Below are 8,974 nucleotides of genomic sequence, written 5' to 3' on the forward strand. Positions count from 1 at the left end.
GGATTATTCGATTGACGGTATCCAGAACACATTCAAATAAAAATTAAGCTTGACGAGTAGCGTCAAAGTATCTATAGTAGTCAATTGTATCATTCAAAACCCTGACATTATTGTCAGGAGTGGTTTCCCTGCCACAAAAAAAGAAGTCTCGCGAAATTTTATTTCGTCTTCAGGTTTTGCGGAAGTAAAAGGATCAGCTTAAGGTAGAATTGCATACCATGCAAAAAGGACGACCGCCTTCCCCGCCCCGGGAAAACAGATCAACAGAAATCCCCGATGGAGAATGACGAGGAATCGGGTTTCGCATTGCAGCTTCAGTCAATGCTCTGAACTCCACCGGGTGCAGCGGTTTGTAACCGCTGATTTTGCAGCAATGAGAGAGATGCGGTTGCAAACCGCATCACCCGGTGGAAACGGAAGTTCCCCCTGCTCCAAAGTGAACGTGCCCTGCTAAAAGAAATAGCGCCCTGCCGTTTTTTTTCCCGCCCTGCTTCTTCGGCAGGACTCCCTGCCGTTTTTTTAGCCGTCCTGCCGCAAGGGGAGCCATCCCTGCTAAAAAGTTGGCCTCCCTGCCGGGTTGGGACCTCTCCCTGCCGGTAAGGTAGTGCGCCCTGCCTGGCAGGGAACAAAAAATTTCGGCAGGGAGCACTACCCCAATGGCAGGGCGGGAATTTTTTCGGCAGGGACAATTTTTCAGCAGCAGGGAAACAAATCTTAGGGCAGGAGACCGAGCCACATTAGCAGGGCATAAAAAAACTCCGCAGGGCGCGGAGTTTTCAGTCAGGATATCAAATTTTACGATCAATCTGTTTCGCTGGATGACTCATCATCCTTGTTGGTCGATTTATACTTACGCCAATAAGAACTGGTGTAACCCTTAATGCGCTTTACATCCTTTCGGAAGGCATATTTGCCACATTCTCGGATATCGTCGACCAGTTGTTTCAAGTAGGTGTAGGCTTGGTCGCGCAGGTATTTGGCATCGTTGCCACCGGTTTTCTTGTCGTTAACTGTCGCAAGCAATTCACCCATTTCGTCCGACAGACTGGCGGCCTCGTCGAGCTTGGCCAGATCGAAACCGATAGCCGTCAGTAAATCGGGATGAGCTTTTCCCAACACAGCCAGGTCGTTCAAATCCTGCACCATATCTTCGTGGCCATCACCTGTATCAATCTCACTTACACGCGAGAGCAAACTATCTTCGCCTCGAAACGCATACCGAAAATCGGCAATCAGGTCATCACGCAATTCGTAGGCAGCGGGTGATTTTTCGTTCCACTCGTCCTGCGAACGACTTTCTTTAATCCATAGCGACTGAGCCTCGCGCAAAGCCCCGGCACGAACCGGAAGCTCCTGCAACTGTACTTCAGTTAAACCTTTTGCGGCGAGTATGGCTAAATCGGGCTGCAACCAGGTGTATAAACTATCGGCTTCCTGCACAAATTTATCAACCGGCATGTTGGGTTCTTTCACTTCATTGTTGGGCAACGCTTGTATGCCCGCTAAACAGGTTTGAAAATCTTCTTGATTACTCATTGTTTATCAAATTTTTAGTTTCGCAATAACTTTTGATAAATAAAAGATACGATGAATCAAACCTTAAATCCAAACAAAAACCCAATAACTTCATGAACACCCCTGTTTGATAGGTCGAACTGTACGTTTGGCTTCATGAAGGGCACTTTTGTTCGCTGCGAATCAGTGCATTTAGTCCTTAATTTTTCAAGAAATGTACATTTCACAAAACAACAAACCCCATAACCGAAAGATCATGGGGTTCGTTTTATTCTTCGTTGACAGAAATTATGGTTTCAGCTCATGGAAAAAACTCGGCTTCAACAATGCGAAGTTGTCCTTCGGTTTTCATGTCTTTAGGATCCCGAAAACCGTCGAGTTCTTTATTGCCGTTTAGCTCAATCATATTCTGGAAGGCATCTTTCTCCACGCCCGAGCCGGTTAACCGGATGGTAACTGTTTTACCAACAGTTGGCTTCACCGGAATGAGGATGTAACCCAGGCTGCGGGCCGTTTCACCTTGCCAAACCAGTTGGTCATCCACATAAATATCGATGGGATACGAGCGGGTACGCCAGCCGGTCATCTTCAGCGACACTTCGTCAATCTCGCTTTCTTTGGCCAGTTTATAAGTAATCCAACCGGTCGACAGGCGGCCGTCGTTGGTCCATTCACTCATTTCGTTATCATCATAGCTCAACACCGCTTTATCCTGGTTAACACCCGCCGTAGCCGAAACAATCGGGATGGTTACGCGGCTGACGGTGTACGAAGGAGTCAGGGGTGTTGGCCCTTTCTCCAGGTTCGATGGCAGTCCGGCAGCAACCAGCTCGGTGCACAAACCATCCACCACCTTCACCGGTGAAGTTTCAAACTGAATATCGGCCCCTTTTAAGCCGTCAGCCGAAGCTTTCACCTTAATTTTACCGGCTTTGGTTGTGGAACGAATCAGCACGCGGTTCACCCCGCACTCAACCGGCAAGCTTGTGGCACCAATATAGTTATCGGGCCCTTGGGCAATACCGCCCAGCCACTCGCCTGCTCCACTCAGGTCAAAATGAATGGCATTCAGGGCTGTTGGGCAGCGCTGGCCGTTTTTATCGACGACTTCAACCTGGATCAAAGCCACATCGGCACCATCGGCCTTAAAGCCAACGGGCGACTGCATGCCGGTTAGTTTGAGGGCATAAGGCTTGCCGGCAGTTTTAATGGCATCTTCAGAAACCACATCGCCGGCTGCGTTGTACGAAACGGCTTTAATTTCACCAGCTTCCCACTTGATGTTGGGGAAGGTAAACAGGAAGTGGTACGAACGTTCGCCAAAGCCTTTCGACTGGCCGTTCACAAACAGCTCCACCTTGTCGCCCGCCGAAACCACATAAACAGGCTTCACGGTTCCCGGCTCGTAGTTCCAGTGCCCGATAATGTGCGACAAATTCTGCGCCGGATCCACCCAGCCATTCCACATCACCTGGTTCGCATAGAAATTATCTTTCGGAATACGCATGGGATCAACCTCGCCACTTCGGCGGTAGTTCTCGGCACCGCGATAATGGGTATTGGTATCGGAAAAAATGATGTTGGCACCACCACTGCTCACACGTGTTCCGGTTCCGGGGCGTTGCTCCCAGTAGTCGTACCAGCGCACCACATCTTCAATGGCATGTGAATCCTGATTGTGGTTGTAGGCTGAAGCATCTTTCACCTTACTGCCACTAACATTATGGGCAAAGGTACCTCCCGCTCCTTCTTTGTGGTAGGGTGGCGTATACTCATCCCAATATTTACGAAGGCCCTCGTCGCGCGAATATTCAGTGGCAAACAAAGGTTTTCCGGCACTCTTATTAATGTATAGCATTTCGCCGCCATATTCAGCTTCTTTGCTATCGAGCATTTCGCGGCTGCCAATGGCCCGTCCGCCGTGGGGATCGTAGGTATTACGAATATTCTTCAGCTCGGCCATATGCTCCTCGCTGATATTCTCGTTCCCTCCTTCAATGAAAATAACACTCGGATTATTGCGGTTATAAATAATTGCATCGCGCATCAGCTCACAACGCTGCTCCCAGCGGCGACCGGTTACATCTCGCTCGGCATCACCCGCCGGCATGGTCTCAATCAGCCCAACACGGTCGCACGACTCCACATCCTGCTTCCAGGGTGTCACGTGCATCCAGCGCACAAAGTTCCCGTTCGATTCAATCATCAGTTGATTGCTGTAGTCGCTCAGCCAGGCTGGCACCGACATGCCTACAGCCGGCCACTCGTTGCTGGTACGCTGGGCGTAACCATGCATCATCAGCACCCGGTCGTTCAGGTACACCATGCCGTCTTTAAATTCGGTTTTGCGGAAACCGGTTCGCACAGGCACTTCATCAACAACCTTTCCATCGACCAGCACTTTCGACTTTACGGTATACAAGTAGCCGTATCCCCAGCTCCAGAATTCGAGATTGGCCACACTATCGGCAGCAGTCAGCGTTTGCACTCCATTAGGTGATATCATCCGGGGCGTTCCTTCGAAGCTGGCCACTTCTTTGCCATCCAAATCTTCCACCGAAATCTGCAAGGCGGCAACAACGGCCCTGGCACTCTCATTCTTCAATTGCGACTCCACATGAATCACTGCGGATTTCTGCGGAACATTGTAATCCGTGGCATAGACATACACGCCGGTTGTTCCCAGGGTTGAATAAAGCGGCAAGGTTTGATACACCTTTCCCGTGGTATGCAAGTACACATTCTTGGGTATACCGCCATAGTTGGCATTGAAGTTCTTGTCGTTCCACTGGTAGCGCTGGTTAAAGAAGCGCTCGCGATAGTCCCAGGCATTATCGGTACGTACCGCAACCACATTCTCTTGCGGGTAAGGCTTCACCAGGTCCGAGATATCCAGCCCGACAGCCATCACCCCATTTTCGTGCAAACCAACCAGTGTACCGTTCACATAAAACTCGCCACCATGACGCACTCCTTCAAACTCGAGAAACACCTTACCTTCCGTAGCATGTTCGGGCAGTACAAACGATTTACGGTACCAGGCAATCCCGGTCGAAAGGTCTTTAATATCTTTTTTGAAGGCTTCATCTTCATTCCAGGCATACGGAAGCGTTACTGATTTCCATTGGCTGTCGTCAAAGGCTGAATTTTCTGCACCATCGGGATCCCCCACAAGGAGTTTCCAGTCCGGGTTAAAGTTGAAGGTTTGTCGCCCTGTTTGCGCCTTCGCTGACTGAACCATCAATAAGAAAATGAAAGGAAGAAAGACAAAACAAGACAGTCTTTTGGTGTAGTAAGTGAGTAGATTCATTCTGACATGATTTAGTTAGTGTTCAAAATTCGAGGATCTTTCCAAGCACAAATACCCTATATCCGGTTTGAAAAGAGTTAGAAGTAGTCCTTGGAGATTTTTGAAATCCAAGGTCAAATATAACCATAATAATAGGATTAACCACCCGACAATTGACACCTAAAAGCTCCCAACTCAAGCCAAATCCGGACACGCCTACCACCCAAAAGCAGGTCTGAAATCCAATCATCCCCCTTTTTGTGTAAACTTAACTTTAACAAGCCTTGATGTCTGGTAACCTTTGCTTAACACAACAAGACTCTTCAATCCATTACGAACAAAAGACAATATGAAAGAAAGATCTGACATTATTCTTCAATTTGCCAACCGTGTACGCACAACAGAACGATTTACAGCATCTTGCATTTTCATTACATAGCAAAATGCTCATATACAAACACTTTACTCTTTTAAATATGAAGATAACTTAATATTTTCTCATTGTAAATTTTAAAACATCTTATTGAAAAAGTCGATAAAAGTCATCAAAAAATCCTAACGTTTGCCGTAATTTTGTTCTCAGAAAAGACCGAAAGGTTACAATTATAACTTCATTTTAATAACATTTTTGAATACTACCTATGTCAAAAAAACTTTTAATAAGAGATTTGACTCTGAGAGATGGACAGCAATCTTTGTTTGCCACTCGTTTGCGCCAAGCGCAAATCGACAGAGTCCTCCCATTTTACAAGTCTGCTAACTTTTACGCCATGGAGGTTTGGGGTGGCGCTGTGCCGGATTCGGTGATGCGTTACTTAAATGAGAACCCATGGACAAGGTTACAAACCATAAAAAAAGCCGTTGGCGATGTAAGCAAGCTGACAGCTCTTTCGCGTGGTCGGAACTTGTTCGGCTATACCCCATATACCGACGAGATCATCGACGGATTCTCCAAGAATGCCATTCAATCGGGTTTGGGAATCATGCGTATTTTCGACGCCCTGAATGATATCAACAACGTAAAATCAACCATCAAATACGTCAAACAACACGGTGGTATTGCCGACTGTGCTGTTTGTTACACCATTGATCCGGAACCGGAGAAAAAGGAAGAACCGGTTGTTGAGCAAGCTAAAAAAGGATTCCTGGGTAAATTATTCGGCAAGAAAGAACAAGCTCCTGCGCCAGCTGCAGAACCTGCATTCAAACCGGTATTCACCAACGAATACTTCCTGAACAAAGCGATTGCTTTGGAAAAACTGGGAGCGGACATGATTACCATTAAAGATATGAGTGGTTTGATTCCGCCAATGCGTGTTGCTACATTGATCTCGGAATTCAAGAAAAACCTGCAAATTCCTGTCGATTTCCACACGCACTGTACACCTGGTTATGGTTTAGCTGCTGTTTTAGCTGCCATTATGAATGGTGTTGACATTGTTGATACAAACATTTGGAACTTTGCCGGTGGTCCTGCTGCTCCAGCAATCGAACTGATCTATATCTTCTGTCAAAAATTAGGCGTTGAGTTAGATGTTAACATGGAAGCCGTTGCTGAAATCAATAAAGAATTATTCAATATCCGTCAGGAATTGGCTGATATTGATGCCGGCAAACAATTCCCGAAAGAATTCAACCCGTTAACCGATAAATTACCTGCTGATATTGATGCCTTATTCGACAAAGCGATTGCTGAGTGCAAAGCCGGAAACGAAGAAGCATTATTAACCGCTTGCCACGAAATTGAAGCTTATTTTAATTTCCCGAAACCAAACAAACTGGTTCAAACAGCTCAGGTACCTGGTGGTATGTACACCAACATGGTAGCCCAACTGAAAGCCTTGAAATCGGAAGATATCCTGGAAGATGCGATGAAACTGATTCCTCAGGTTCGTACGGATGCCGGTTTGCCACCATTGGTGACACCAACTTCTCAGATTGTAGGGGCACAAGCCGTGAACTGTGCAATGGATGTTAAAAACGGCAAACCAATGTACACAAACGTTTCGAACCAGTTTAAGAGCTTGGTTAAAGGCGAATACGGTGAGACTCCAATCCCTGTAAATCCTGATTTCCGGGAAAAAATCTGTGGTCACCGCGATGAACGTCCATTCGACACGTCAACATACAAAATGCAGCCAAACCCAACACTGGATGAATTTGGCGGTGTTAAATTAGCTGAGAACGAAGAGGAAGTCTTATTGCTGGAATTGTTCCCGATGGTTGCTAAAGGCTACCTGACAGGCGTTAAGAAAGCTGCCTGGGAAGCTAAAAAAGCAACTGAACCTCAAGCTGAGAAAGCTGCTGAAGCACCAAAAGCTGAAGCCAAGAAGATCGTTGGTGAAACAATCGTTACACCACTTCCCGGTCGTTTACTGAACTACCTGGTAGCTCCGGGCGATCATGTAAAAATGGGACAACCGGTTGCAATTGTTGAAGCCATGAAAATGGAAAACACCATTACAGCAACTGCTGAAGGTTATGTGAACAACCTGGTTGCTTCGGTTGGTGAAAACCTGGCCGGTGACGCAGTGATTATGGATGTTGTTGCTGAACCTGTTGCCAAAGCAAGTCAGGAAAAACCCAAAGCTGCTGCGAAAGTAGCTGTTGGTCCTACAACAGGTGTAACAGTTCCGATGCCGGGTAAAATTCTGGATATCCAGGTAAATCCGGGCGATAAAGTTCAACCGGGACAAGTAGTATTAGTACTGGAAGCGATGAAGATGGAAAACAGTATCACTGCTGAAATTGGTGGTACGGTGAATGAAATCTTTGTAGAAGTTGGCGAAACTGTTGCAGCCGACACCAAAGTACTGGACCTGGTAGGCGCATAAATTGAACCAAGTATTCTTTTTTAGATTACCATAACAAAAGGGTTTGAGGCATTGCCTCAAACCCTTTCATTTTTAAATAATCGGCAGATCTTAGATCAACTCTCCAACGATTTTCTTTCCATGAAACTCCGTTGAACCAATTGCCTTTTGAAGATCATCAATATTCTCGTTGGTCACCTTTCCGGCAACAACAACCTTCAGCTTTTCACCACCCAGTTCAGTCATCTTTTTAAGAACAGCAGCACCCTCTGCAGCCGTTGGTGCTCCTCCGGAAGTTAATACAGCATCTACTTCGGGAACTTCGTGATACAAACGCTGAAAATCAGCCCAGGTATCATTCACACTGTCAATCGCTTTATGCACACAAACGTCCATTGGTTTAGCCAATTGAGCCAAATGTTTAATCACGGGTATATCCAAATTGTTATCTGCATTGGTAACGCCAAAAACGACACCGTACACGCCTTTCGATTTGAAGAAAGCAATCTCCTCCTCCATTTGCTTAATTTCCTCCCTGGAATAGCGGAACCCTCCCGCACGTGGACGCACCATGGCCTTGATCCGAATATTAACCTGAGCCATCACTTCATCCAGCAGTTGCTCTGATGGTGTAAGTCCATCGTTTGCCAGATCAGCGCATAGCTCCAGGCGGTTAGCTCCCCGCTTCTCGGCCAGCACACATTCGTCTACGCTCTCTACACATGCTTCGCGCACTAAAATTTCTGAATTCATACTTCTTTGTTGATTTAGGAATATCGTTCCGCAAAGGTAAGACAGTCGCAAAGTGTTAAATCATCCAACATTCGGAAAAACCACGATTTAGGAAAGAATTAAAAAAAGAAACCCCGGGGTTTACCCGGGGTCAACTTCTTTGAATTATAAAATAATCAAAAACAATCTCCAATCAAATACTAATAATCCCATTTGATGAAGAAATCACCATTCATAATTTTCGAACGAATATCTTCTTGTTCTGCTGCCGGGTATTTCGGAACAACACGGTCAGCAATTATAGACATATCGTTATAGCGTTTAGCAATTCTGTAGGCCATTCCCATTACACGTCCTTCAGCCGGAAATTCCAATAACATTTCATCCAGCAACGCCAGGTCGTATTCTTTCATACGCTCATCTTCTGTCAGATTATAACCCTCATCTTCCGGTGTTGGCAACTCATGTTGAGTACCACCTACAACGCCGGCAATCCCCAGGTTTTTATAGGAGTTACCTGCATAAGTGTAAAAGATCGAATACTGAGGATCCCACTGATCAGGATCAGCATTATTATTAAATGCAGTGAGCTCTGTAAAACGGTTTGATAAACCTTCATTCAGCA

General features: G+C 46.2%; 5 protein-coding genes. 1 reads left to right on the forward strand and 4 read right to left on the reverse strand.

From position 1 onward, the window contains the following. Positions 1–801 precede the first annotated feature (801 nt). Positions 802–1,536 (reverse strand): hypothetical protein, encoded by a 735-nt coding sequence (locus AC37HE_RS14230; RefSeq protein WP_500783517.1) that lies wholly within the window; start codon positions 1,534–1,536, stop codon positions 802–804. Positions 1,537–1,816: 280 nt separating this feature from the next. Then, positions 1,817–4,825 carry a glycoside hydrolase family 2 protein gene (locus tag AC37HE_RS14235; protein ID WP_500783518.1) on the reverse strand — a complete coding sequence of 1,003 codons (3,009 nt, stop codon included), beginning with the start codon at positions 4,823–4,825 and terminating at the stop codon, positions 1,817–1,819. Positions 4,826–5,445: 620 nt separating this feature from the next. On the opposite strand from AC37HE_RS14235, the gene AC37HE_RS14240 reads away from it, so the two are divergent. Next, positions 5,446–7,638: a biotin/lipoyl-containing protein gene (locus AC37HE_RS14240; protein WP_500783519.1), complete on the forward strand. Its 2,193-nt coding sequence runs from the start codon at positions 5,446–5,448 to the stop codon at positions 7,636–7,638. Between the two features lie 90 nt (positions 7,639–7,728). Here AC37HE_RS14240 and AC37HE_RS14245 read toward each other — a convergent pair whose 3' ends face one another. Both AC37HE_RS14245 and AC37HE_RS14250 read right to left on the reverse strand, forming a co-directional pair. Continuing rightward, a complete protein-coding gene (locus AC37HE_RS14245) occupies positions 7,729–8,370 on the reverse strand; it encodes a copper homeostasis protein CutC (protein ID WP_500783520.1) in 642 nt (213 codons plus the stop codon). A 179-nt stretch (positions 8,371–8,549) separates the two neighbouring features. After that, positions 8,550–8,974 (reverse strand): hypothetical protein (locus tag AC37HE_RS14250; RefSeq protein ID WP_500783521.1); only part of this gene is annotated, 425 nt, incomplete at its 5' end.

The organism is Mangrovibacterium sp. (genome assembly GCF_059905295.1).